23 protein-coding genes are annotated in these 22243 nt (G+C 75.3%); 14 read left to right on the top strand and 9 right to left on the bottom strand.

The features are described 5' to 3' along the window. Nucleotides 1–52: 52 nt before the first annotated feature. From ACN27C_RS25215 to ACN27C_RS25195, 5 genes are all read left to right on the top strand, one after another. The gene (locus ACN27C_RS25215) at nt 53–802 is read left to right on the top strand and encodes a lytic polysaccharide monooxygenase (RefSeq protein ID WP_043324278.1); all 750 of its coding nucleotides are present in this window, start codon (nt 53–55) and stop codon (nt 800–802) included. Then, complete coding sequence (locus tag ACN27C_RS25210) at nt 787–1434, top strand: DUF305 domain-containing protein (protein ID WP_393156157.1); 648 nt, start codon at nt 787–789, stop codon at nt 1432–1434. Before ACN27C_RS25215 ends, ACN27C_RS25210 begins: the two co-directional genes overlap by 16 nt. A 318-nt stretch (nt 1435–1752) precedes the next feature. Next, nucleotides 1753–3342, top strand: coding sequence for a DHA2 family efflux MFS transporter permease subunit (locus tag ACN27C_RS25205; RefSeq protein ID WP_120570030.1), 1590 nt, complete (start codon nt 1753–1755; stop codon nt 3340–3342). Nucleotides 3343–3459: 117 nt separating this feature from the next. Beyond that, the gene (locus ACN27C_RS25200; RefSeq protein ID WP_120570029.1) at nt 3460–3684 is read left to right on the top strand and encodes a hypothetical protein; all 225 of its coding nucleotides are present in this window, start codon (nt 3460–3462) and stop codon (nt 3682–3684) included. Between the two features lie 35 nt (nt 3685–3719). Continuing rightward, complete coding sequence (locus ACN27C_RS25195) at nt 3720–4790, top strand: PIN domain-containing protein (RefSeq protein WP_120570028.1); 1071 nt, start codon at nt 3720–3722, stop codon at nt 4788–4790. A 159-nt stretch (nt 4791–4949) separates the two neighbouring features. Here the strand turns inward: ACN27C_RS25195 and ACN27C_RS25190 are convergent, their stop codons facing one another. After that, nucleotides 4950–6170 carry a hypothetical protein gene (locus ACN27C_RS25190; RefSeq protein ID WP_422748551.1) on the bottom strand — a complete coding sequence of 407 codons (1221 nt, stop codon included), beginning with the start codon at nt 6168–6170 and terminating at the stop codon, nt 4950–4952. Nucleotides 6171–6260: 90 nt separating this feature from the next. Here ACN27C_RS25190 and ACN27C_RS25185 point away from each other — a divergent pair, with 90 nt between their 5' ends. Continuing rightward, a complete protein-coding gene (locus tag ACN27C_RS25185) occupies nt 6261–6734 on the top strand; it encodes a molybdenum cofactor biosysynthesis protein (protein WP_121684925.1) in 474 nt (157 codons plus the stop codon). Nucleotides 6735–6885: 151 nt separating this feature from the next. After that, on the top strand, nt 6886–7452 hold the full coding sequence (locus tag ACN27C_RS25180) for a sigma-70 family RNA polymerase sigma factor (protein ID WP_120570026.1): 567 nt from the start codon (nt 6886–6888) through the stop codon (nt 7450–7452). 49 nt (nt 7453–7501) lie between these two features. On the opposite strand, the gene ACN27C_RS25175 is transcribed toward ACN27C_RS25180, so the two are convergent. Together ACN27C_RS25175 and ACN27C_RS25170 are read right to left on the bottom strand one after the other, a co-directional pair. After that, on the bottom strand, nt 7502–8236 hold the full coding sequence (locus tag ACN27C_RS25175) for a zf-HC2 domain-containing protein (protein ID WP_350816595.1): 735 nt from the start codon (nt 8234–8236) through the stop codon (nt 7502–7504). A gap of 49 nt (nt 8237–8285) precedes the next feature. After that, the gene (locus tag ACN27C_RS25170) at nt 8286–10112 is read right to left on the bottom strand and encodes a glycoside hydrolase family 15 protein (protein ID WP_422748548.1); all 1827 of its coding nucleotides are present in this window, start codon (nt 10110–10112) and stop codon (nt 8286–8288) included. Between the two features lie 51 nt (nt 10113–10163). Between ACN27C_RS25170 and ACN27C_RS25165 the strand changes: the two genes are divergently transcribed. From ACN27C_RS25165 to ACN27C_RS25155, 3 genes are read left to right on the top strand one after another with little or no spacing between them, the layout of a single operon-like run. Next, nucleotides 10164–11366, top strand: coding sequence for a D-arabinono-1,4-lactone oxidase (locus tag ACN27C_RS25165; RefSeq protein WP_422748546.1), 1203 nt, complete (start codon nt 10164–10166; stop codon nt 11364–11366). Further along, on the top strand, nt 11363–11740 hold the full coding sequence (locus ACN27C_RS25160) for a sensory rhodopsin transducer (protein WP_120570023.1): 378 nt from the start codon (nt 11363–11365) through the stop codon (nt 11738–11740). Before ACN27C_RS25165 ends, ACN27C_RS25160 begins: the two co-directional genes overlap by 4 nt. Before the next feature lie 33 nt (nt 11741–11773). Then, nucleotides 11774–12874 carry an FUSC family protein gene (locus tag ACN27C_RS25155; protein ID WP_358176991.1) on the top strand — a complete coding sequence of 367 codons (1101 nt, stop codon included), beginning with the start codon at nt 11774–11776 and terminating at the stop codon, nt 12872–12874. A 9-nt stretch (nt 12875–12883) separates the two neighbouring features. Here ACN27C_RS25155 and ACN27C_RS25150 read toward each other — a convergent pair whose 3' ends face one another. Next, nucleotides 12884–14284 carry an acyl-CoA synthetase gene (locus tag ACN27C_RS25150; RefSeq protein WP_422751671.1) on the bottom strand — a complete coding sequence of 467 codons (1401 nt, stop codon included), beginning with the start codon at nt 14282–14284 and terminating at the stop codon, nt 12884–12886. Nucleotides 14285–14416: 132 nt separating this feature from the next. On the opposite strand from ACN27C_RS25150, the gene ACN27C_RS25145 reads away from it, so the two are divergent. Next, nucleotides 14417–15544, top strand: coding sequence for a CaiB/BaiF CoA transferase family protein (locus ACN27C_RS25145; protein WP_422748543.1), 1128 nt, complete (start codon nt 14417–14419; stop codon nt 15542–15544). A gap of 18 nt (nt 15545–15562) precedes the next feature. Here the strand turns inward: ACN27C_RS25145 and ACN27C_RS25140 are convergent, their stop codons facing one another. Beyond that, nucleotides 15563–15979 (bottom strand): ASCH domain-containing protein, encoded by a 417-nt coding sequence (locus ACN27C_RS25140; protein ID WP_422748541.1) that lies wholly within the window; start codon nt 15977–15979, stop codon nt 15563–15565. Between the two features lie 138 nt (nt 15980–16117). Then, entirely contained in the window at nt 16118–16996 is an 879-nt protein-coding gene (locus tag ACN27C_RS25135) for an alpha/beta hydrolase family protein (protein WP_422748539.1), read from the bottom strand. A 108-nt stretch (nt 16997–17104) separates the two neighbouring features. On the opposite strand from ACN27C_RS25135, the gene ACN27C_RS25130 reads away from it, so the two are divergent. Next, entirely contained in the window at nt 17105–17641 is a 537-nt protein-coding gene (locus ACN27C_RS25130) for a GNAT family N-acetyltransferase (protein ID WP_422748537.1), read from the top strand. 1 nt (nt 17642) lies between these two features. Here ACN27C_RS25130 and ACN27C_RS25125 read toward each other — a convergent pair whose 3' ends face one another. From ACN27C_RS25125 to ACN27C_RS25115, 3 genes are all read right to left on the bottom strand, one after another. Next, complete coding sequence (locus ACN27C_RS25125; protein ID WP_121684930.1) at nt 17643–19235, bottom strand: polyketide antibiotic transporter; 1593 nt, start codon at nt 19233–19235, stop codon at nt 17643–17645. Further along, complete coding sequence (locus ACN27C_RS25120; protein ID WP_422748535.1) at nt 19232–20116, bottom strand: ATP-binding cassette domain-containing protein; 885 nt, start codon at nt 20114–20116, stop codon at nt 19232–19234. Before ACN27C_RS25120 ends, ACN27C_RS25125 begins: the two co-directional genes overlap by 4 nt. A 108-nt stretch (nt 20117–20224) precedes the next feature. Next, nucleotides 20225–20641, bottom strand: a complete 417-nt coding sequence (locus tag ACN27C_RS25115) for an MmcQ/YjbR family DNA-binding protein (protein WP_350816603.1) — start codon at nt 20639–20641, stop codon at nt 20225–20227. Between the two features lie 165 nt (nt 20642–20806). Here ACN27C_RS25115 and ACN27C_RS25110 point away from each other — a divergent pair, with 165 nt between their 5' ends. Together ACN27C_RS25110 and ACN27C_RS25105 are read left to right on the top strand one after the other, a co-directional pair. Next, a complete protein-coding gene (locus tag ACN27C_RS25110; protein WP_120570017.1) occupies nt 20807–21922 on the top strand; it encodes a WD40/YVTN/BNR-like repeat-containing protein in 1116 nt (371 codons plus the stop codon). Then, the gene (locus ACN27C_RS25105) at nt 21919–22215 is read left to right on the top strand and encodes a MoaD/ThiS family protein (RefSeq protein WP_018784437.1); all 297 of its coding nucleotides are present in this window, start codon (nt 21919–21921) and stop codon (nt 22213–22215) included. Before ACN27C_RS25110 ends, ACN27C_RS25105 begins: the two co-directional genes overlap by 4 nt. Nucleotides 22216–22243: the final 28 nt, after the last annotated feature.

Here is a 22243-nt window from a genome sequence, read left to right as displayed (position 1 = left end):
TGTTTAATTTATGTTCGTGGCACCTTCCGATCCCCCCGAAGGAGTTGCCACCATGCGCCGAAGAATCACCCTCCCGCTGCTCACCGCCGGTGCGGTCACCGGCACGCTGGCGCTCGCCGCGCCCGCGCAGGCCCACGGCTACGTCTCCTCGCCGCCCAGCCGCCAGGCGCTCTGCGCGCAGAACCGGGTGCCCGACTGCGGGCAGATCAAGTACGAGCCGCAGAGCGTCGAAGGCCCCAAGGGCCTGCGGAGCTGCCACGCCGGCATCGCCCAGTTCGCGGTGCTCAACGACGACAGCCGCAACTGGCCGGCCACCTCGGTCGGCAGCACCGTCACGTTCACCTGGGTCAACACCGCCCGGCACGCCACCGCCAACTGGGAGTACTGGATCGGCGGCACCCGGGTCGCCGTGGTCGACGGCGGCGGCCGTCAGCCCGGCGCGACCGTGTCGCACACCGTCAACCTCGGCGGCTTCTCCGGCCGGCAGAAGCTGCTCGCCATCTGGAACATCTCCGACACCGCCAACGCGTTCTACTCCTGCGTCGACCTCCAGATCGGCGGCGGAGGCGGCAACCCGACCCCGTCGCCCACCCCGACGGCGGCGCCCACCACGCCCGCGCCCTCGCCCACGCCGACCCGGACCAGCACCCCGGCGCCGGGCGGCACCTGGACCGCCGGGCGGGCGTACCAGGTCGGTGACACGGTCACCTACGACGGCCGCAGCTACCGCTGCCGCCAGGCGCACACCGCGATCGCCGGCTGGGAGCCGCCGAACGTACCGGCGCTGTGGCAGCAGATCTGAGCCGGCGTACCCGCGCGGCGGAGCAGGCCGGTCCCCGGCTCCGCCGCGCGTCCGCCGCCGCCCGGCCGGTCGCGGTGGTGCTCGCCCTGGTGCTGGCCCTGACCGGGTGCGGCGGGCCGCCGGCCGCCGATCCGCCCTCGCCGGTCCCGTCCGCCACGGCCGCGGTCCCGTCCGGCGCGGACGCCACGACCAGCGGGATCGACGCGTTGTTCCTGGCCATGATGGTGGCGCACACCGAGCAGACGCTGGAGATCGTCGCGCTCGGGCTCGACCGCGCCACCGACCCGCGGATCCGTACGCTGATCGCCGCCGTCCGGGCCACCGAGACCGACGAACTGGCCACCATGCGCGGATGGCTGCGCGACGCCGGCCCGTCGGCCGCCGCCGCGGCCGCCCGGCACGACCACTCCGGGCACAGCGACGCCGCCGCCGGACTGGCCCGGCTGCGCGCCGCCGCGCCCGCCGACGCCGACCGGGTGCTGCTCGACGTGCTCAGCCGGCACCAGCGCACCGCGGCCGACCTGGCCCGCGCCCAGGTCGCCGCCGGAACGAGCGAGCGGGTACGCGACCTCGCCCACCGCATCGACCGTTCGCGTACCGCCGAGATCGACCTGATGGCCGGCCTGGGCTGAGCGGCCGGCCCCGCGAGGCGGCGGTGTGGGGCATGACCTTCGTCACGGTCGCGCCCGCCGACCACGCCCCGACAAGGCTGGCGAATCGGCGCGCACCAGCCCTTTCCGCGAGCCGCCGGACCGCTTGCGAGCCGGGTGCGGGGCCCGCTGCCGTGCCGCCGTGGCTCTCCCGTCGGCAAAACCGGCCGCGTCTCGTCCCAGGTCATGGCTACGCTGTCGCCCGGACGCCGCCCCGCCGCGCGTTCCGCCCGCGCTCCGCAGACGGCGCGCGGCGCCGCCACCGCCTCCCAGTGCCGGACCGGATCCAGGAGACCGTCAGTGACCCAGCAACCCGTAGCGACGTCGACGAAACTCGACGCCGCCGTACTCAAGGTGGCCGGCGTCGTCGTGCTCGGTGCGATCATGTCGATCCTCGACGTGACAGTCGTCAGCGTGGCGCTGCCGACGTTCCAGAGCGAGTTCGACGCCACGTACGCCCGCGTCGCGTGGACCATGACCGGCTACACGCTCGCGCTCGCCACGGTCATTCCGCTCAGCGGCTGGGCCGCCGACCGGTTCGGCACGAAACGCCTCTACATGGTGGCGTTGGCGCTGTTCACCATCGGCTCCGGGCTGTGCGCCACGGCCGACTCGATCGGCGAGCTGATCGCCTGGCGGGTCATCCAGGGCCTCGGCGGCGGCATGCTCATGCCGCTCGGCATGACGATCATGACCCGGGCCGCCGGCCCGCACCGCATCGGCCGCCTGATGGCCGTGCTCGGCATCCCGATGCTGCTCGGCCCGATCACCGGCCCGATCCTCGGCGGCTGGCTGATCGACGTCGCGAGCTGGCACTGGATCTTCCTGATCAACCTGCCGATCGGCGTGGTCGCCCTGGTCTACGCCCAGCTGGCGCTGCCCAAGGACAACGCCGAGCCGTCCGAGTCGTTCGACTTCCTCGGCATGCTCATGCTCTCGCCGGGTCTCGCGCTGTTCCTCTACGGCATCTCCACGCTGCCGGAGACCGGCACCGTCGCCGACACCAAGGTGTGGCTGCCGATGCTCGTCGGCGGCGCGCTCGTGGTCGCCTTCGTGCTCTACTCGTTCCGGCCCCGGCACCCGCTGCTGGACCTGCGGCTGTTCCGCAACCGCAACCTGACCATCGCCACCGTGACCATGTTCGTGTTCATCATCGCGTTCATGGGCGCGGGCCTGCTGTTCCCGAGCTACTTCCTCCAGGTGCGCGGCGAATCCACCCTGACCGCGGGCCTGCTGATCGCGCCGCAGGGCATCGGCGCGATGCTGACCATGCCGATCGCCGGCATGCTCGCCGACCGCGTGCCGGTCGGCCGGACGGTGCCGTTCGCGCTGGTGCTCATCGCGGCCGGGTTCTTCACCTTCACCCAGCTCGGCACCGACACGTCGTACTGGCTGCTCTGCGGCTCGCTGTTCGTGATGGGCCTCGGCATGGGCGGCACGATGATGCCGATCATGACCTCGGCGCTGAAGACGCTCAGCGCGGCGGAGGTGGCGCGCGGGTCCACGCTCGTCAACATCCTCCAGCAGATCGGCGGTTCGGTGGGCGCCGCGGTCATGTCGGTCATCCTCACCAGCGAGCTGAACGGCTCGCGGCCGATCCCCGGCGTCACCGACCCGGCCACCGGCGCGCCGCTGACCGAGGCCCAGCTCGCCATCGCCTCGCAGCAGCAGCCCGAGCTGATCCAGCAGTTCCCGGTGCCGCCGTCGCTGATCGAGCGCGGGCTCGACTTCGCGGCGAACTCCTTCTCCACCACGTTCTGGGTGGCCTTCGGTCTGGTGCTGCTGACCTTCATCCCCGCGGCGTTCCTGCCCCGCCGCCGGGAACCGTCGCACCTGCTCGACGGCGACGCGGGCGACGACAAGCGTCAGGTGCCGGTCCCGATCCACTGACCGCCGCCGTGACCCGGGGCCGGACGCGTGTGCGTCCGGCCCCGGCTTCTTGATCCGCCACCCCGGCGACGGCCTGCGCCTAGGATCGGAGACGGAACCGGAGGAAGGCGGGCCAGCGTGAGCGCAGACGACGCGCAGCGGTCGGCGCGACGGCGGAACCGGCTGCTGCTGGCGGGCCTGCTCGCCGTCGTCGGGCTGATCCTGCTGCTGCTCGGTCTCACCGTCGCCACCGGCACCGTCGCCGGCGTCGAGGTGGTGCTGGCGCTGTTGCTGCTGGTGGCCAGCTACGCGATCCAGCGCGTGGCCCGCCGCGAGACCGTCTACCGCGACGAGCGGCGCTGACCGGCCCGGCGCCCCGGCCGGGCTAGGCTGCCGGTGTGGATCACGAAGACCGGATTGCGCTGTTCCTCGACTACGAGAACCTGGCCCTGGGCGTACGCGACCATCACGGCGGCCGGCCGTTCGACTTCCGGCCGATCGCCGACGCGCTCGCCGAGCGGGGACGCGTGGTGGTGCGCCGGGCGTACGCGGACTGGTCGTACTTCGACGAGGACCGGCGGATGCTCACCCGCTCACACGTCGAGCTGATCGAGATACCGCAGCGGATGGGCGCCTCGCGCAAGAACGCGGCCGACATCAAGATGGCGGTGGACGCGGTCGAGCTGGCGTTCGAGCGCGGCTACATCTCCACGTTCGTGATCTGCACCGGGGACAGCGACTTCACCCCGCTGGTGCACAAGCTGCGCGAACTCAACAAGCGGGTGATCGGCGTCGGGGTGGAGAAGTCCACCTCCGCGCTGCTGCCGCCGGCCTGCGACGAGTTCCTCTACTACGACCGCCTCGAAGGTGTCGACGTACCGCCACCGGCCGCCCGCCGGGCGCGCCCGGCCCGTCCCTCACCGGTGGAGCCGGCGCCCGAGCCGGCGGTGGAGACCGCGGCCGAGGAGGAGTCGGCGCGGGACGTCGACACGCTCGCCGTGCAGCTCGTGCAGACAGTCGCCGGCATGCAGGGCAGCTCCAGCGGCGACGTGACCGCCTCCGCGCTCAAGCGCGCGCTGCTGCGCAAGGACCCCACGTTCAGCGAGTCCGACTACGGCTTCCGTACCTTCGGGGAACTGCTGCGCCACCTCGCGGCCCACAACGTGGTCGAGTTGGCCGCCGGGCCCGCCAAGGGCGACCCGGAGGTGTCGCTTCCCGAGCAGGGCGACCGGGAGGTCGCGTTCGGGCTGCTCCGCTCCGTGGTGGTGGACCTCGCCGCGGACGGCGGCGCGGTGGCGTTGTCCGGCCTGAAGGACCAGCTCCGGCGCGCCCGGCCCGACTTCAGCGAGAAGAAGCTCGGCTACCGCAGCTTCCTCCAGTTCTGCAAGGCCGCCGCGACCGACGGCGCGGTGGAGCTGCGCTGGAGCCCCGAAGACGGCGACTACCTCCTGACCCCCAAGACCCCATAACCCACCCCCACCCTCGCCCGCCCCGATCCCCGCGATCTTGCACTTGCGGACCACCCGAATCGGATGAATCCGGACGCTCGTCGGGCGGCAAGTGCAAGATCGACGGCGTGGTGGGCGGGCCGCCTCGGAGGAGCCCGAGGGTGGGGTTGCGGGGAGGGGTCAGGGTGTCGTGCCGGAACGGACGGTCGGGCCGATTCGTAGGCCGAGCAGGTCCAGGAGGGGCGGCTCGAATGAGGCCGTGGGGCTCGGCTCGCCGGTGGGGCCGGGCTCGCCGGTCGGGGCCGGGTCGCCCGTCGGGCTCGCGGTCGGCGCCGGGGTCGTCTCGTCGGCAGGAGGGCTGGACGGTTCGGCCGGGGGCGGCGGACGGCCGACGGCGTGCGTCGGCGACTGCCCGGCGACAGGCGGTGCGGTGGTGTGGACCCGCTCGCCCGACCACGCCGCCGGATTCGAGGGACGCTCCGGTCGCGGCGCGGGCCGGGTCGGCCGGGGCGCCGGGGGAGACGACGGCCCGACCGAAGTCACCACTGGCGGCGCCGAAGGCGCGGCCGTGGTGGCGGGAACCGCGGCCGGCCGGCGCGCCGGATCGGTCTGCCCGGCGGTGGCCGTCCAGGTGCCGGCCGAAGTGACGCCCAGCAGTACGGCCACCGCCGCGACGCCCGCCGCGGCCAGCCGCTGGGGGAGTGCCCGCTCGGCCGGGGCGTCCCACGGGCCGAGCGGCCGGGGCGGGCGGGGCCGGGCGGCCCGGTGGGCGGACCGCAGCGCCTCGACGTCCTCGACGACCGCCTGCCGCGTGCCGGTGGCGTCGGCGTGGGCCAGGGTGAGGTAGAAGCGGGCGTTCGCCGCGCCCGGGGCCGGCGCACGCAGGCCCGCCGGTGTGCCGCCGTCGGCGTCGTGCAGCAGGGTGACCGGACGGTCCGGGTGATGTCCGAGGCCGCGCAGATCCCGCAGCAGCCAGTCCCGCCGGACGTCGTGCCCGGCGAAGGCCACCCGCCGGTCGGTCACCACTGCGGCGCCGCTGTCGACCACGCGTAGTCCCGCCGGCAGCGGACCGTCGGCCGGGTCGAGACAGCCGGCGAGCGTGCGGCCCGGCGCCGGAAGCCCGGGCAGGTGCCGGGCCGTGGCCTCGACCAGGTCGACGGTGGGCAGGATGCGGTAGACGACCTCGCCGTCGTCCAGCGGCACCGGGAGCGCGGTGCCGGGCAGCGCACAGCCACGGAAGCCCGCCGCCTCCATCGACAGCCGGTCCAGGTGTTCGGCGCGGCGCCGCCAGATCCGGGCCGCGGCCTCGTACGCCTGGCGCCGGCGCTCGTTCTCGCGCCGTGCCCAGGCCAGCCGCCGTTGCGGATGAGCGCCGATCGCATCGGGTCGCCTCGCCGTCACACCTGGTACAACGCTCTCCAGAAAGCGCGGATACGTGAGCGCGGCTATCGTCCGGTTTGGGGGTGGTATGCCCGCGATTAGACTTCGGGCATGCCGCGGATCGTCCAGTTGCTGGCCTCGCCCGTGCACCGGTACGTGGGCCGCCCGGCGGACGGACCCGCCCCCGCGCCACCGGGCGAACTGGTCGACCGGGTGGAGCTACGAGCCGGGCTCGGCATCGTCGGTGACCGCTACTTCGGCCGCCCCGCGCACCGGCAGGCGAGCGTCACGCTGATCGCGCGGGAGTCGCTGCCGCCCGGCGCGGACCTCACCCAGCTGCGGCGCAACGTGCTGACCGAGGGCATCCCGGTGGACGAGCTGGTCGGCCGCGTACTCACGCTCGACTCCGGCGACGGCCCGGTCCGGCTGCGCGTGCACCGGGCCGCGCCGCCCTGTGCCTGGCTCGACGTGGTGGTCGCCCCCGGCACCTGGAAGGCGATGCGCCGACGCGGCGGCGTCCGGTGCGCCCCGCTCACCGACGGCGTCCTGCGGGTCGGGCCGGTCACCGTGTCCGTGGACGATTGACCCGGTTCGGGAACTTTCCCCACCCGAGGGCCGACCAACCGGGGGCGACCGGCACTCCGGCGCCGGCAGGAGGGACGCCAGGAATGAACCGAGCGGGGCGCGCATCCGTACCGTCCGGCATGAGCAAGCCGGACCGGCGGGCCGGCCGCGGATGAGCCCGGACGCCGACGACGAGCAGGTGACCGGGTGGGCGCGCCGCGCCGCCCGGGGAGACCAGCTGGCCGCGGCCGCGTTCGTCCGGGCCCTCCAGGCACCGGTGTGGCGGTTCCTCGCCCACCTCGCCGGGCCCGCCGAGGCCGACGACCTCGCCCAGGAGACGTTCCTGCGCGCGCTGCGCAGCCTGCCCGGCTTCGCGGGCCGGTCGTCCGCGCGTACCTGGATCTTCACCATCGCCCGCCGGGTCGCGGTGGACCACGTGCGCGCGGCGACCGCCCGGCCCCGGGTGGCCGCGCTGCCGGACTGGCAGGCGGCCGCCGAGGCGGCCGGCGCGGTGACCGGCGGCGGGGACGACGGCGTCGTGCTGCGCGGCCTCATCGCCACGCTGGCACCGGACCGGCGGGAGGCGTTCGTGGCCACCCAGGTGCTCGGCCTGTCCTACGCCGAGGCGGCCGAGGTGTGCGGCTGCCCGGTGGGCACCATCCGCTCCCGGGTGGCCCGCGCCCGGGAGGACCTGGTCGCCGCCTGGTCCGGCGACGCCCGCGACCGCCGGGCCCGCTGAGACCGCGACCACCGGGACCACGGCGAGGCACAGGTCCGCGCGGGGACCGTCAGGCGGCCCGCCGGTCGCGGGCCTGTGCGGGGTACGGGCCGGGCGGCACCAGCCGCAGCGACGGCGCGGCCGGTTCCTCGGTCCGCAGCGCCCACCGGGATCCCTCCGACCGGCGCTGACCGGGCGGGGTGTCGCCGGGACGCCGGCCGAGGCGGGACAGCACCAGCATCACGGCCCAGCCGACCAGCAGGAAGCCGTGGCTGACCAGCCGGGTCATCGCCACCTGCCCGGTGATCAGGTCGTTCACCGACAGCAGGACGAGCGTGGCGACGAACGCGCTGAGCATCGGCAGCAGGCCGGACGGGGCGGACCGGCGCGCCGCCACGTAGAGGAACCCGGCGCCGACCGCCACGTTCCAGGCCGCCGACTCGTGCCACAGGTGCTGGCCGGAGGCGTGCGCGTGCGTGACGACCGCCTCCCGGCCGATCTGGGCCAGGCCGAGTACGAGCTGCACCGCGCCGAGCAGGCCGAGCGCCCCGCGCAGCCCGAGCGTGATCCGGTGGCGGCGGCTGGGCCGGGGCGGGGGAGCGGCGGCCAGGACCGCGTCGACCAGGTCGGGCACCCGCGGGGCGAGCTGCGTACGGGCCCGCCGGGTCACCGACGCGGCCGAGTCGAACCAGCCGCGGCAGCCGGCGCAGCCGGTCAGGTGCGCCTCGGCCGCCTCGATCTCCGACTCGGACGCCTCACCGTCCAGCTGTGCCGACAGGATCTCCCGCCACTGCTCACACACCATGTAGGGATAGTCGTCGGGACACCTCGCCTGGTTCCCGGCGGGGTGCGGGTCACGTCCGCGCGGCCGGTGACCGTTCCGCCCACGCGTGCAGCGCGTCCCGGTCGCCGGCGGAGTCGAGGTTCAGCGCCGCCTCGATGAGCGCCAGATGGGTGAACGCCTGCGGGAAGTTGCCCAGGGCGGTGCCGTCGGGCGCGCGTTCCTCCGGGTGCAGGCCGAGCGGCCCGGCCCGGCCGGCGAGCCGGTCGAAGATCTCCCGCGCCTCGCCGTGCCGGCCGGCCAGCACCAGCGCGGAGACCAGCTCGAAGGAGCAGAGCAGGAATGCGCCCTCGGTGCCGGGCAGCCCGTCGTCGACCCGGTAGCGGCGGATCAGGTCGGGCGCGACGGCGAGGTCGGCCCGGATCCGCTCGACGGTGGCGACCATCCGCGGGTCGTCGCCGGGCAGGAACCCGACGAGCGGCATCCGCAGCAGCGACGCGTCCGGCTCGGTGTCGCCGTACGCCATGACGAAGCTGCCGGCGCGCTCGTCGTAGCCGCGGTCGAGCACCTCGGCGTGCAGCGCGTCACGTTCCCGGCGCCACCGGTCCACCGGGGCGGTGCGGTCACCGAGCAGCCCGGCGAGGCGGATGCCCCGGTCCAGGCAGACCCAGGTCATCACCTTCGAGTTGACGTAGTGCCGGCACGGGCCGCGGATCTCCCACACCCCGTGGTCCGGTTCCCGCCAGCGCTCCGCCATGGTCTCGACGTGACGCCGCAGCAGCGCCCACTGCGGGCCGGTCAGCTCACCGGTGAGCAACTGGTAGGCCAGCGCCGCGTCGAGGATGTGCCCGTACGTGTCGAACTGGATCTGGTGGGCCGCCTCGTTCCCGATCCGCACCGGCGCCGAGCCGGCGTAGCCGGACAGGTGCGGCAGCTCGCGCTCCTCGGTGGGGTGGCCGTGGATGCCGACGAGTGGGGCGAGCGGATGCTGCCGGGCGCAGACGCCGAGCAGGAATCGCAGGTAGCGGCGGCCCTCCTCGGCGTGGCCCAGGCGGAACAGCGCGAGCAGCAGCAGCGCCGCGTCCCGGTGCCAGGTGAAGCGGTAGTCCCAGTTGCGTACCCCGCCGATCTCCTCGGGCAGCGACGTGGTCGGGGCGGCCAGCAGCGCGCCGGTCTCGTCGTAGGACAGGCCGCGCAGCACCAGCGCGCTGTGCCGGACCGCGCCGGCCGCGAAGCCCGCGTAGTCGCCGCGCGCCGACCACGTCCGCCAGGTGCCGGCGGTCCGCTCGGTCAGCTCGCCGGCGTCGGCGAGGGCGGGCACCGGGTCGGCGTACCCGAGCAGCAGCGTGGCGTCCTGCCCGGCGCGCAGCTCCGCCTCGGCGACGAGCGTGCCGCCCTCGACGCTGACCGGCAGGTCGGTGTACAGCCGCAGCGGCGTGCCGTCGGCGTGCCAGCCGGTACCGTCGCGCCGCCAGCGCACCGGACGTGCCCCGTACCCGGGGCGGGGCGTCAGCTCGGCGCGGACCCGCAGCAGGCCGTCGGTGACCCGCAGCCGGCGCACCAGCACCCGCTCGGCGTGGATCGGCCGGTCGGCGGCACCGGGCCGGACCGCGAGCAGGTCCTCGCCGGCCGCCGCGCCGGACGGGCCGGCCCAGTCGTTCTCCAGCACCAGCGTGTCCGGCCGGTAGCGGCGCCGCGGCGCCGGGCAGCCGGCGACGGTGAGCGTGAACCGGCCGCCCGCGTCCCGGTCGAGCAACCGGGCCGCGACCGCGTCGCCCGCCGCGTCCGGTACGCAGAACCACTCGACCGCCCCGTCCGGCGCGACGAGCGCCGTGGTGTGCGTGTCGGACAGGAACGCGTACGTGTCGATCGGCGGGAACGCCGGCGGCGACTCGGGCACGGCGGTGACTACCCGGGGCGGGCACGGGTAAGCGGGCCGGGGAGGGCCGCTGTGACACGCGAGTTCGTGAACTGGTCCGGCAGCCTCCGCTTCACGCCGGCGGAGCGGGCCGAGCCCGCCGACGAGGCGGAGGTGTGCGCGCTGGTACGCCGCGCCCGGGAGAGCGGCACCACCGTCCGGCCGGTCGGCTCCGGGCACTCGTCCAGCCCGCTGGTGCGTACCGACGGGATCCTGCTGAGCCTGGACCGGCTGTCCGGCGTGATCTCCGACGACGGGCGCCTCGCGACCGCGTGGGCCGGCACCAAGCTCAGGGCGCTCGGCGAAGGGCTCTACGACGCCGGGCTGGCCATGGACAACCTGGGTGACGTCGACTACCAGTCGATCGCCGGGGCGACCGCCACCGGCACCCACGGCACCGGCATCGGCTTCGGGAACCTGAGCACGCAGGTCACCGGCGTACGCCTGGTCACCGGCACCGGCGACGTGCTGGACGTCGACGCGCGCCGCAACCCGGACCTGCTGCCCGCCGTCCGTCTCTCCCTCGGCGCGCTGGGCGTGGTCACCCGGATCACGCTCGACGTGCAGCCGACCTATCAGCTGCACCGCCGCTCCTGGTGCGCGCACCTGGACTGGACCCTCGACCACCTCGCCGAGCTCCAGCACACCAACCGCAACATGGACTTCTACTGGTACCCGCGCAGCGACCGCACGCAGATCCGGGTGATCAACCGCATCGACACGGACGCCGCGCCGGAGCGGGCGGAGGTCCGGTTGCCGGACGGCGAGCCCCGGCAGAGCCAGGTCGGGCCGACCCACCGCACCATTCCCCGGGACCGGGAGCTGCGCTTCGAGGAGATCGAGTACATGCTGCCGTCGGAGGCGTTCCCGGCCTGCTTCGCCGAGGTGCGCCGCCGGGTGCGCGACCGGCACCGCCGGGTGGCCGCCTGGCGGGTCCTCGTGCGCACCATAGCCGCCGACGACATCTGGCTCAGCAACGCCTACGGCCGCCCCACCACCACGATCGCCTGCCTGCAGAACACCTCGCTGCCGTACGAGGAGTACTTCCGGGACGTGGAGGCGGTGTTCCGGCACTACGGCGGACGCCCGCACTGGGGCAAGAAGCACTGGCTCGGCGCGCGGGACCTGCGTCCCCTCTTTCCCCGCTGGGACGACTTCCAGGCGGTGCGCCGCCGGCTCGACCCGGGCGGGGTGTTCCTCACCCCGGACCTGGCCCGCCTGCTGGAGGAGCAGTGAACGGGCCGGTCGGCGCCCGGATCTGGGTGGTGCCCGGCGGGCACGTGCCGTTCCCCGCGCACGGCCCGGAACCGGCGTTCACCGCCTTCGACCAGCTCTGCGTGCTCAACGCCGGCGACGAGGACGCCGAGCTGGAGCTGGACTTCTACTACCAGGACGCCGAACCGGCCGGGCCGTACCGGATACGGGTCGGTGCCCGACGCATCCGGCACGTACGGGTGAACGACCTGATCGACCCGGAGGCGGTGCGGCTGGACCGCCCGTACGGCTGCGTGCTGCGCTCCCCGGTCCCGGTGGTGGTGCAGTTCCTGCGCCAGGACACCCGGCTGCCCGGGGTGGTGGCGCTGACCGGCACGATGGCGTACCCCGGGTGAGGTTCGAGCGGGCGACCGCGGGTACCCGGGCGCATGCGGGATGCCGTCGACCGGGTACGCGACGCCGGGCGGTCGAGCCGCCGGAGGCTGCGCACGTACTTCCTCGTGGCGGTCCAGGCCGGCCTGGCCGCCGCGCTGGCCTGGACGGTGGCCCGCGAGGTGCTCGGCAACCCCGACCCGACGTTCGCGCCCGCCGCGGCGGTGAGCGTCATCGCCGCCTCGCTCGGCAACCGCACCCGGCGGACCGTGGAGCTGGTGGTCGGGGTGGTCCTCGGCATCGTCGTCGGCGACCTGCTGGTGCGTCTCTTCGGCACCGGCCCGTGGCAGACCGGCGTGATCGTGTTCCTGGCGGTCTCCGCGGCGGTGCTGGTCCGCGGCACCGGCGCGCTCGTCACCCAGGCCGGCGGTACGGCGGTCCTGGTCGCCACGCTGACCCCGGTGTCGCCCGACCTGGAGCTGCCCCGGACCGTCAACGCGCTCGTCGGCGGCGTCGTCGGCCTGCTCGTGGTGCTGGTGATCGCGCCGCTGAACCCGCTGCGCGCGGTCCGCCGCGTCGCCGACCCGGCGCTCGACACGTTCGCCCGCCAGATGACCGCGTCGGCGGAGGCGCTGGCCCACGCCGACGTGCGCGCCGCCGACGAGGTGCTGGCCCGGATGCGCGCCGCCGAGACGGAACTGGACCGCATCGACGAGATGGTCGGCGCCGCCGCCGAGGTGGTCCGGTTCTCGCCGGTGCGCTGGCGGCGACGGCGGGCACTGGCCGCGTACCGGCGCGGCGCCGAGCACCTGGACCGGGCGTTCCGCAACAGCCGGGGCATGGTCCGCCGGATCGGCACCGCGTTGCGGGACCGGGAGCCGGTGCCGCCGGAGCTGCCCGCCGCGCTGGAACACTTCAGCGAGGCGATCCGGCTGCTGCACCGGGCGTTCCTGGCCGCCGACGAGCCGGTCGCCGCCCGGGAACGGGTGCTGCGCGCGGTCCGCGCCGCGGGCGAGGCGTGCCGGCAGGACATCGGCTTCTCCGGCACCATCGTGGTGTCGCAGCTGCGGACCGTCGCCAACGACCTGCTGCGCGCCACGGGCGTACCCGCGGACGAGGCCCGCCGCCAGGTCCGCCGCGCGGCGGCGGCCCGCTGAACGGGCCGCTCACACCTCGGTCAGGCGGGACTTCTGCACCTTGCCCATCGCGTTGCGCGGCAGCGCGCCGACCAGCCGCACCTGCCGGGGGCGCTTGTGCGCGGACAGGTGCCGCGCCACGAAGTCGATCAGCTCCGCCTCGGCCACGCCGTCGCCGACCACGTACGCGGTCACCTGCTGCCCCAGGTCGGGGTGGGGCGTGCCGACCACCGCCGCCTCCCGCACCCCCGGGTGGGCCAGCAGCGCGTCCTCCACCTCGCCGGCCCCGATCCGGTACCCGCCGCTGGAGATCAGGTCGGTGGCGGCCCGGCCGACGATCCGGTGGGCGCCGTCCGGGCCGACCGTCGCGACGTCGCCGGTGCGGAACCAGCCGTCCGCCGTGCGGGTGGTCGCGTCGGCGTCCGGCCGGTTCAGGTAGCCGTCGAACAACGTGCCGCCGCGTACCTGGAGCTCACCCATCGCCTCGGCGGGCAGCGGGCCGCCGTGCTCGTCCACCACCCGCGTCAGCACGCCGGGCAGCGGCACGCCCACTGTGCCGGACCGCCGGGGACCGTCCGCGCGGGCGCTCACCGTCACGAGCGTCTCGGTCATCCCGTACCGCTCCAGCGGCCGGTGCCCGGTCAGCCCGGCCAGCGCCGCGAAGACCGGCTCCGGCAGTGCGGCGCTGCCGGACACCAGCAGCCGGGCGCCGCGCAGCGCCCGCGCCGCCGCCGGTCGCGCCGCGATCCGCGACCAGATCGTGGGTACGCCGAAGTACATCGAGGCGCCCGCCGCCGCGTACCGCTCGGGGTGGGGCCGGCCGACGTGGCGCAGCCGGCTGCCGACGCGCAGCGGGCCGAGCACGCCGAGCACCAGCTTGTGCACGTGGAACAGCGGCAGGCCGTGTGCCAGCACGTCGTCCGGGGTCCACGCCCACGCGTCGGCGAGCCCGTCCAGGCAGGCGGCGATCGCGCGGCGGGACAGCACGGCGCCCTTCGGCGCGCCGGTGGTGCCGGAGGTGTAGAGGATCAGCGCGGTGGCCGCCGGATCGGGCTCGGGGCGCCGGGTGTCCGAGCGCCGGGCCAGGTCCAGCGGCACGACCGGCAGCGAGCCGGCGTCGGCGTCCGGTGCGCCCGGCGCCGCCAGCAGCAGTTCCGCGCCGGAGTCGCGCAGGATGTGGTCGCGTTCCATCGGGCCGGCGTCCGGCGGCACCGGCACCACCGCCGCGCCTGCCAGCAGCCCGCCGACCACGCCGACCACCGTCTCCAGGCTCGCCGTCGCGGGCACCGCCACCCGGGCCGCGCCCCGCAGGTCGTCGGCGACGGCGGTGGCCGCCCGGCGCAGCTCCACCCAGGACAGCGACCGGTCTCCCACGCGCACCGCGCCCGGGCGGTCGTCGGTGGCCTCGGCGAGCCGGCTCAGCAGCGACACGGGCACCCCTCTCACCGGTACGTCCGCCCGGCGTGTCGGCGGACCCACCGTGACCGTAGCCGGGGCGGACACCCCGGCCCGGCGCGCCGTCAGGAATGTGTCATCGTGGTCGGCGGCGAGGGAGGGATGGGCATGTCGGGTCCGTTGCGCGGGGTGCTGGTCGCCGACTTCTCCCGGATCCTCGCCGGGCCGTACGCCACGATGCTGCTGGCCGACCTGGGCGCGGACGTGGTCAAGGTGGAGGCGCCCGGCGGCGACGACACCCGCGGCTGGCGGCCCCCGGTGCGCGACGACGTCTCCACCTACTACCTCGCGGTCAACCGCAACAAGCGTTCGCTGGTGCTCGACCTGACCGACCCCGGCGACCTGACGCTGGCGCACCGGCTGGCCGACCGGGCCGACGTGCTGATCCAGAACTTCCGCCCGGGCGCGCTGCGCCGCTTCGGCCTCGACCACGACACGGTCACCGCCCGCAACGCCCGCCTGGTGTACGCCTCGATCAGCGGCTTCGGCGCCGCCGGGGGCGCCGACCTGCCCGGGTACGACCTCATGGTGCAGGCCGCGGCCGGGCTGATGAGCCTCACCGGGGACGCGGACGGCCCGCCCTACAAGGCCGGGGTGGCCGTGTTCGACGTGATCGCCGGGCTGCACGCGGCGGTCGGGATCCTGGCCGCGCTGCGGCACCGCGAGGAGACCGGGCGCGGGCAGCACGTCACAGTGGACCTGCTGTCCTCGGCGCTGTCCGGGCTGGTCAACCACACCGGCGCGCACGTCGCGGGGGGAGCGGCACCGCACCGGATGGGCAACGCCCATCCGAGCATCGTGCCGTACGAGCCGCTGCCCACCGCCGACGGCGAGCTGGTGGTGATCGCCGGGAACGACGGCCAGTTCCGTACCCTCTGCCGGGTGCTCGGCGTGCCGGAGCTGGCCGGCGACGCACGGTTCCGCCGCAACGCCGACCGCACCGCGCACCGCGACGAACTGCGCCCGCTGCTGGTGGCGGCGCTGTCCCGGCGCGGCAGCGCGGAGTGGTTCGCCGAGCTGCGCGCCGCGGGCGTGCCGTGCAGCCCGATCAACTCGGTCGCCGAGGGGGTCGCGCTGGCGCAGGGGCTCGGCCTGGAGCCGGTGGTGACGGCCGGCGGGGTTCCGGGCATCCGCAACCCGATCGGCCTGTCCGAGGCGCCGCCCCGCTACGAGCTGCCGCCGCCGGGCCTCGACGAGCACGGCGCGGAACTGCGCGCCTGGCTCGCCGCCGAATGAGCTCGGGCGGGCAACCCGTCAGAGCGTCTCGACCAGGCGGAAGCGTTCCAGCACGGCCGGGGTGTCGTCGTCCACTGTGAAGCCGGGGTCGCCGAGCCAGCCGCGGTAGTCCTCGCCGTGCCAGAACCGCTCGTGGCCGGCCCGCCAGGCGGCGACCGTGTCGAACCCCTCGCCCTCGTCGCGCGCGTGGTCGAGATCGACGTCGCCGAGGCGGGCGACGCGGACCTCGACCAGCTCGATCACCGCCACCGGCCGGCCGTCGGAGTCGATCACCGCCGAGCGGGTGCCGAGGGCGGGCAGCGGCTCGCCGTCGATCTCGTAGTCCTGGAGCAGCCCGGTGGTGGTGGTCTTGCTCCCGTCGAGCACCGCGGCGACGAGCTGGTCGCGCAGCGGGCCGGGGAAGGCGAACTCGAAGGTGGGCAGGTCGGCGTCCATGCGCGGCAGCGTAGCCGGGTCACGCGGGGCGGGCGACCGCCTTCCGCGGCGCCCGGCCACCCAGCCCGGCCACCCAGCCCGGCCACCCAGCCCGGCCACCCAGCCCGGCCACCCAGTCCGGCCGCCCAGCCCGGCCACTCAGCCCGGCGGCGGCAGCGTCCGGTCGAGCCAGTCGAGCAGGACCCGCTCGTACTGCGGGCTGACGCCGTCCAGGTCCTCGCGCTCCCCGAGCGTCGGGGCGTGGTCGCAGCCGGCCAGCCGGGCCACCGTCAGCTCGGCGTCGCGGGCGCTCCGCCGCCACACCGCGAGGCTCTCCTCGATCGGGATCCACGCGTCCGTCTCGCCGTAGCAGAGCAGCACCGGGCCGGCCAGCCGTGCCAGGACCGGCGCCGGGTCGTAGTCCATGTCGGTCCAGGTGCCGGGCGTGGCGGGCAGTTCGTCGGGCAGGGACGCCAGCGGGAACCACTGGCGCCGGCCCGCCGCGTCGATCGCCGCCTGCGCCACCGGGCGGGCCACGTCGCCGCGCAGGTAGTCCTCGACGAGCGCGCGCAACCGAGTCAGTTCAGCCACGTCGGCCGGGCCGTACCCGTTGCGGCGCAACTGCTCGGCGGTGCCGTAGCGCATCTGCCTCGCGGGGCTCACGCCGCTGCACCCCACCAGGACCAGGAAGTCGACCGGGCACCGGGTGGCGGTCAGCGCCGCCGCCCACGCGCCCTGGCTGAAGCCCCAGAGCCCGACCGGGACCGCCCCGACGTGCCGGCGCAGCTCGGTCACCGCGGCCGACGCGTCCTCGGCCTGGTCGGCCAGCGGCACGTCGTGCCCGTCGATCCGGGGGCGGCGGTCGTAGCGCAGCACCGCGATCCCGGCCGGAGGCAGCAGCCGGGCCAGGTGCGCGTAGAGGAAGTGGGAGCGTTGCCCGGCGTGTGAGCCGTGCAGCACGACGAGGCCGCCGCGTACCGGCCCGGCCGGCAGGTCGACGACCGCCGGCAGTCCCGCCGCGCCGACCGTCGTCTCCATGCCGGGCAGTGAACCACGAGCCGTCCCGCCCGGTGGTCCCGGCCGCCGTCCGGGACACCCGCGTGCGTACGCTGACCAGGTACGTCGCCGCGACCGTGGAGAACCGCCATGACCAGCCCCGCACCCCGTACCGTCCGGGTCGCCCGCCCCGAGGACGTGGCCGCCCTCGTCGACCTGATCGAGTCGGCGTACCGGGGCGAGCGCAGCCGCCAGGGCTGGACCCACGAGGCGGACCTGCTGGCCGGGCAGCGCACCGACCCGGAGATGGTGGCCGCGGCGGTCACCGGCCCGGGCGGCGTGGTGCTGGTCGCCGAGCAGGACGGCGCCCCGGTGGCCTGCTGCCAGCTCGAACGCCGCGACGACCACGTCTACTTCGGCATGTTCGCGGTGGCCCCCGGCCGGCAGGGCGGCGGCCTGGGCCGGGAACTGCTGGCCGAGGCCGAGCGCTACGCGGCCGAGCAGTGGCACGCCGGCGAGATGCGGATGACGGTGATCGTCCAGCGCGACGACCTGATCGCCTGGTACGAGCGGCGCGGCTACGTGCGCACCGGCGAACTGAGCCCGTTCCCGTACGGCGACGAGCGCTTCGGCGTGCCGCTGCGGCCGGACCTGGCGTTCGAGACGCTGCGCAAGAAGCTCGGCTGACTCAGCCCGCCACATCCCGGCGGCCGTAGGCCCAGCCGCCCAGGGCCGCCAGGGCGAACGCCGCCGCGACGAGCACGCCCTGAGCCGTCCAGTTCGGCGCCGCGTCGGGCACGGCGGCGAGATGCGCGTACGGGGACAGCGCGCCGATCCAGGCGGGCGCGCGCACGCTCTCCGTCACCACCGTCAGCAGGAAACCACCCGCTGTGGGCAGCATGCCCAGCACGGGAACGAGCCGGGGCGCCGCGCCGACGGCGAGGGTGGCCGCCCCGGCGCCGAGCAACGCCAGCGGCAGCACGTTGAACGTGCCCGCCAGGGCGGCGGTGAGCGGCAGGCCGGCGCCGACCACCGTGGTACCCAGCCACGTCGCGAGACCGGCCGCGACCGCCAGCGCCACCGCCCCGGCGGACGCGCTGCCCACGTCGGCGGCGAGCAGCCGGACCCGGCTGACCGGGCCGGCCCGCAGCAGCGTGAGCCGGCCGGCGACCTCGGCGGCGACGAAGGCGTTCAACCGCGCGGTGGCGAACGCGCCGATCGGCACCGCCAGCAGCGCGAACAGCGTGGCCACGTACCCCCGGACCCGGTCGAGCCCGCCGAAGCCCGCCCGCGCGGCGAGGTCGGCGAAGGCGGGGTTCTGCTCCAGGAAGCCGGTCAGCGACGTGGCGAGCACGCCGATCAGCAGGAAGTAGGCGGCGACACCGGTGGCCCAGCCGGCGAGCGGACGCAGGGCGCGCCGCATCGCGAAGGCCGGCACCGAGTGCAGCAGGTGGCGTCGCGGTGCCCGGCCAGCCGGTGGGCGCAGCAGTCCGGCGCCCACGTCGCGCCGGGCGCACAGGGCCAGCGCCGCCCCGGTCAGCACGACGACGGCGGCCAGCGACACGAGCAGCGGCGCCCACCGGTTCTCGTGGTACGGGCGGGTGAGCGCGAGCGGACCGTACGGCGGCAGCCACCGCAGCCACGCCGCCGCCGGCCCGGAGTCGCCGGCCATCCGCGCCAGCAGACCGGCCCCGAGCACGGCCAGGCCGCTACCGGCCGCCCCCGCCCTGGTCGGCTGGACCTGGACGACGACCGCGCCCACCGCGACCGCGAACGCCCCGGCCGAGGCGAGACCGGCCCCGTGCAGCAGCGCACCCTGCCACGGCGTGCCGGCCGCCGTCAGCGCGGCCGCGAGCAGCGAACCGGCCACCGCCGACGTCGCCGTCAGCGGCGCCAGGTGACGCCGCAGCACCGCCGCGGGTGTCAGCCGGCCGGCGAGCAGCAACCCCCACCGGCCGGCCTCCTCCTCGCCCCGGGTCACCCGGACGGTCGCCAGCAGGCTCCACACGCTGACCAGCACGGCCAGCACCGTGCCGGTGCGCCACACGGTGAACCCACCGGCGGTGTCCAGGGCGACGGGCTCGCCGAACAACGTACGGATCGCCGGGTTGTGCGCCAGCGTCGCCAGGGCGGCGGCGTCCATGCCCTCGCCGACGGCGCCGGCGTAGGTGGCCACCACCAGGGCGGACATGCCGACGGTCACGCCGGTCACGACGAGGGCCGGCCGCCAGACGCCGCGGGCGGCGAGCAGGCTGACCGCTGTGCCGGCCGGGCGGGTCACGACTGCTCCCCGTAGTAGTCGAGGAAGATCTCCTCCAGGCTCGGCTCGCGCACGGTCAGCGTGGTGATCTCCGCGCCGGACAGGGCGCGCAGCGCGGCGGCGGGCGGGCCGGCGAGGGTGAAGCGCAGCAGTCCCTGCCGCTCCTCGACCGCTTCGACGCCGGGCACGCCAGCCAGGCCGGGCGCGGGGCCGGTGAACCCTACCGTCACCTCGCTGCGGTGCAGCCGCCGCAACTGCGGCACCGGGGCGATGTCGACGAGCCGGCCGGCCCGCAGGATCGCCACCCGGTCGCAGACCGCCTCCACCTCGGCGAGCTGGTGCGAGCAGAGCAGCACGCTCTGCCCGTTGTCCCGCGCCTCGCCCACCGCGCGGCGGAACTGCAGCTCCATCAGCGGATCCAGCCCGCTCGTCGGCTCGTCGAGCACGAGCAGCGGCGCCCGGGTGGCGAACGCGGCGACCAGCGCGACCTTCTGCCGGTTGCCGGTCGAGTAGGTGCCGGCCGGGCGGGACGGGTCGAGCGCGAACCGTTCGACGAGGTCGGCCCGGTAGCCGGCGTCCACGCCGGGACCGGTCGCGGCGAGCAGGTCGAGGATCTCCGCGCCGGTGAGGTGCGGCCAGAGCGCCACGTCGGCCGGCACGTACGCCAGCAGCCGGTGCGCCGCCCGCACGTCAGCGGCGTCCGCCTCGAAGATCCGGGCGACACCCTGGGTGGGACGGGCGAGGCCGAGCAGCAACCGGATCGTGGTGGACTTGCCGGCGCCGTTGGGGCCGAGGAGACCGACCACCTCACCGGCTTCGACGGTCAGGTCCAGGCCGTCGAGGGCCACCAGGCGGCCGTAGTGCTTCGTCAGATCACGGGTGTGGACGGCGGGGACTCCCATGGCGTGGCTCCTGGAGACGGCGGGACGACGACCGCCGACCAGGCTTCCCGGCACACCGCGCTCACCGTACTGCCGATGTCCCGCCCCGGGGAAGCCCCGCCCGTGGCGTCATGGCCCCACCGGCCGGTCGACCAGCGCCACCAGCTTCTTCGGGGCCAGCACGCAGTAGCTCTCGGTGAGCAGCTCGGCGACCTCGGTCCAGTCCGTGTCCGCGTCCAGCCGCAGCCCGACCACGTCGGCGGCCCAGTCCGGCTTGAAGAAGTGCGGCCCGGCCGCGAGCAGCCCGGCGATCTCGTCACCGGGGGAGCGGAACGTCATCACGCAGACCGGCTCGTCGGTCGCCGCGGCCCGCGCGTACGCCGCCTGGTGGCCCGGGTCGACGGTGAGCACGTGGGCGAACGTCCGGCTGCGGACGCGCCATCGCACGCCCACCCAGGCCGCTTCCTCGTAGGTCTCCGGCAGGCCGAGGCAGACCGGCCGCAGGCGGGCGAGGTGCTCGGGTGGGACGTCTCCGGGGCCGGTCATGCGCGCAGGCTAGCCGCAGCCCCCGACAATCCGGCCGCACCGGCGTGGCGGCCCGCCGCCGCGCGTCCGGGAAGGAAATGTCGTAGCCGGGGAGTACGACAGCGATGAGTTTCGGTGAGCCGCACGGTCATTGCGGGGAGAACCCCTCGGACGAGAGGACGAGACATGAGCGGCGTACGAGTACTTGTCGGCACGCGCAAGGGCGCGTTCATCCTGACCTCGGACGGCAGGCGCGACGACTGGACCGTCGACGGGCCGCACTTCGGCGGCTGGGAGATCTACCACCTGACCGGTTCACCCGTCGAACCGGACCGGCTGTACGCGTCCCAGTCCGGCGGCTGGTTCGGGCAGCTGATCCAGCGCTCGGACGACGGCGGCCGGACCTGGGCGACTGTCGGCAACGACTTCGCCTACAGCGGCGAGGTGGGGCAGCACCTCTGGTACGACGGCACCCCACGGCCGTGGGAGTTCAAGCGGATCTGGCACCTGGAGCCGTCCCGCCACGACCCCGACACCGTGTACGCGGGCGGCGAGGACGCCGCCCTCTACCTGTCCACCGACGGCGGTCAGAAGTGGTCCGAGCTGACCGCGCTGCGGCAGCACCCGACCGGCCCGTCCTGGCAGCCCGGCGCGGGCGGGATGTGCCTGCACACGATCATCCTCGACGCGGCCGACCGGGACCGGATCTACGTCGCGATCTCGGCGGCCGGCGCGTTCCGCAGCGACGACGGCGGCGCGAGCTGGCTGCCGATCAACAAGGGTCTGCGTTCCGGCGAGATCCCCGACACCGACTCCGAGGTCGGGCACTGCGTGCACCGTCTCGCCCAGCACCCGTCCCGGCCGGACACGCTGTTCATGCAGAAGCACTGGGACGTCATGCGCACCGACGACGCGGGCGCCAACTGGCGGGAGGTCAGCGGCGACCTGCCGACGGACTTCGGCTTCCCGATCGCGGTGCACGCGCACGAGCCGGAGACGGTCTACGTGGTGCCGATCACCAGCGACTCGCTGCACTACCCGCCGGAGGGCAAGCTGCGCGTCTACCGCAGCCGTACCGGCGGTGAGCACTGGGAGCCGCTGACCGAGGGGCTGCCGCAGTCGCACTGCTACGTCAACGTGCTGCGCGACGCGATGGCCGTCGACACGCTCGACCCGTGCGGCATCTACTTCGGCACCACCGGCGGTCAGGTCTACCACTCGGCCGACGGCGGCGACACGTGGGCGCCGATCGTGCGGGACCTGCCGGGCGTGCTCTCGGTCGAGGTCCAGGTGCTGCCGTGATCCGGGTGGTGCTGCCGGCGCACCTGAAGAACCTGGCGCACGTCACCGGCGAGGTACGCGTCGAGGTGGCCGGGCCGCCCACCCAGCGGGAGGTGCTCGACGCGCTGGAGGCCGCGTACCCGATGCTGCTCGGCACGATCCGTGACCGGCACAGCGGGAAGCGCCGGCCGTTCGTCCGCTTCTACGCCTGCGAGCTGGACCTCTCCAACGAGTCCCCGGACGACCCGCTGCCGGAGGAGGTGGTCGCCGGCAAGGAGCCGTTCATCGTGCTCGGCGCGATGGCGGGCGGTTGAGCGCCACGGCCGGCCGTTGAGCGGCACC

Source organism: Micromonospora sp. WMMD1219 (assembly GCF_049315215.1).
Taxonomy (GTDB): domain Bacteria; phylum Actinomycetota; class Actinomycetes; order Mycobacteriales; family Micromonosporaceae; genus Micromonospora; species Micromonospora tulbaghiae.
Note: the sequence above shows the minus strand (reverse complement) of the source record. Positions and strands in the feature narration are given on the sequence as shown.

What these genes read in the sequence shown, in the direction of transcription:
- ACN27C_RS25215 (WP_043324278.1), top strand. Translation starts at nt 53, where the DNA reads ATGCGCCGAAGAATCACCCTCCCGCTGCTCACCGCCGGTGCGGTCACC.
- ACN27C_RS25185 (WP_121684925.1), top strand. Translation starts at nt 6,261, where the DNA reads ATGCCGCGGATCGTCCAGTTGCTGGCCTCGCCCGTGCACCGGTACGTG.
- ACN27C_RS25180 (WP_120570026.1), top strand. Translation starts at nt 6,886, where the DNA reads ATGAGCCCGGACGCCGACGACGAGCAGGTGACCGGGTGGGCGCGCCGC.
- ACN27C_RS25175 (WP_350816595.1), bottom strand. Translation starts at nt 8,236, where the DNA reads ATGGTGTGTGAGCAGTGGCGGGAGATCCTGTCGGCACAGCTGGACGGT.
- ACN27C_RS25155 (WP_358176991.1), top strand. Translation starts at nt 11,774, where the DNA reads ATGCGGGATGCCGTCGACCGGGTACGCGACGCCGGGCGGTCGAGCCGC.
- ACN27C_RS25145 (WP_422748543.1), top strand. Translation starts at nt 14,417, where the DNA reads ATGTCGGGTCCGTTGCGCGGGGTGCTGGTCGCCGACTTCTCCCGGATC.
- ACN27C_RS25140 (WP_422748541.1), bottom strand. Translation starts at nt 15,979, where the DNA reads ATGGACGCCGACCTGCCCACCTTCGAGTTCGCCTTCCCCGGCCCGCTG.
- ACN27C_RS25135 (WP_422748539.1), bottom strand. Translation starts at nt 16,996, where the DNA reads ATGGAGACGACGGTCGGCGCGGCGGGACTGCCGGCGGTCGTCGACCTG.
- ACN27C_RS25130 (WP_422748537.1), top strand. Translation starts at nt 17,105, where the DNA reads ATGACCAGCCCCGCACCCCGTACCGTCCGGGTCGCCCGCCCCGAGGAC.
- ACN27C_RS25120 (WP_422748535.1), bottom strand. Translation starts at nt 20,116, where the DNA reads ATGGGAGTCCCCGCCGTCCACACCCGTGATCTGACGAAGCACTACGGC.
- ACN27C_RS25115 (WP_350816603.1), bottom strand. Translation starts at nt 20,641, where the DNA reads ATGACCGGCCCCGGAGACGTCCCACCCGAGCACCTCGCCCGCCTGCGG.
- ACN27C_RS25110 (WP_120570017.1), top strand. Translation starts at nt 20,807, where the DNA reads ATGAGCGGCGTACGAGTACTTGTCGGCACGCGCAAGGGCGCGTTCATC.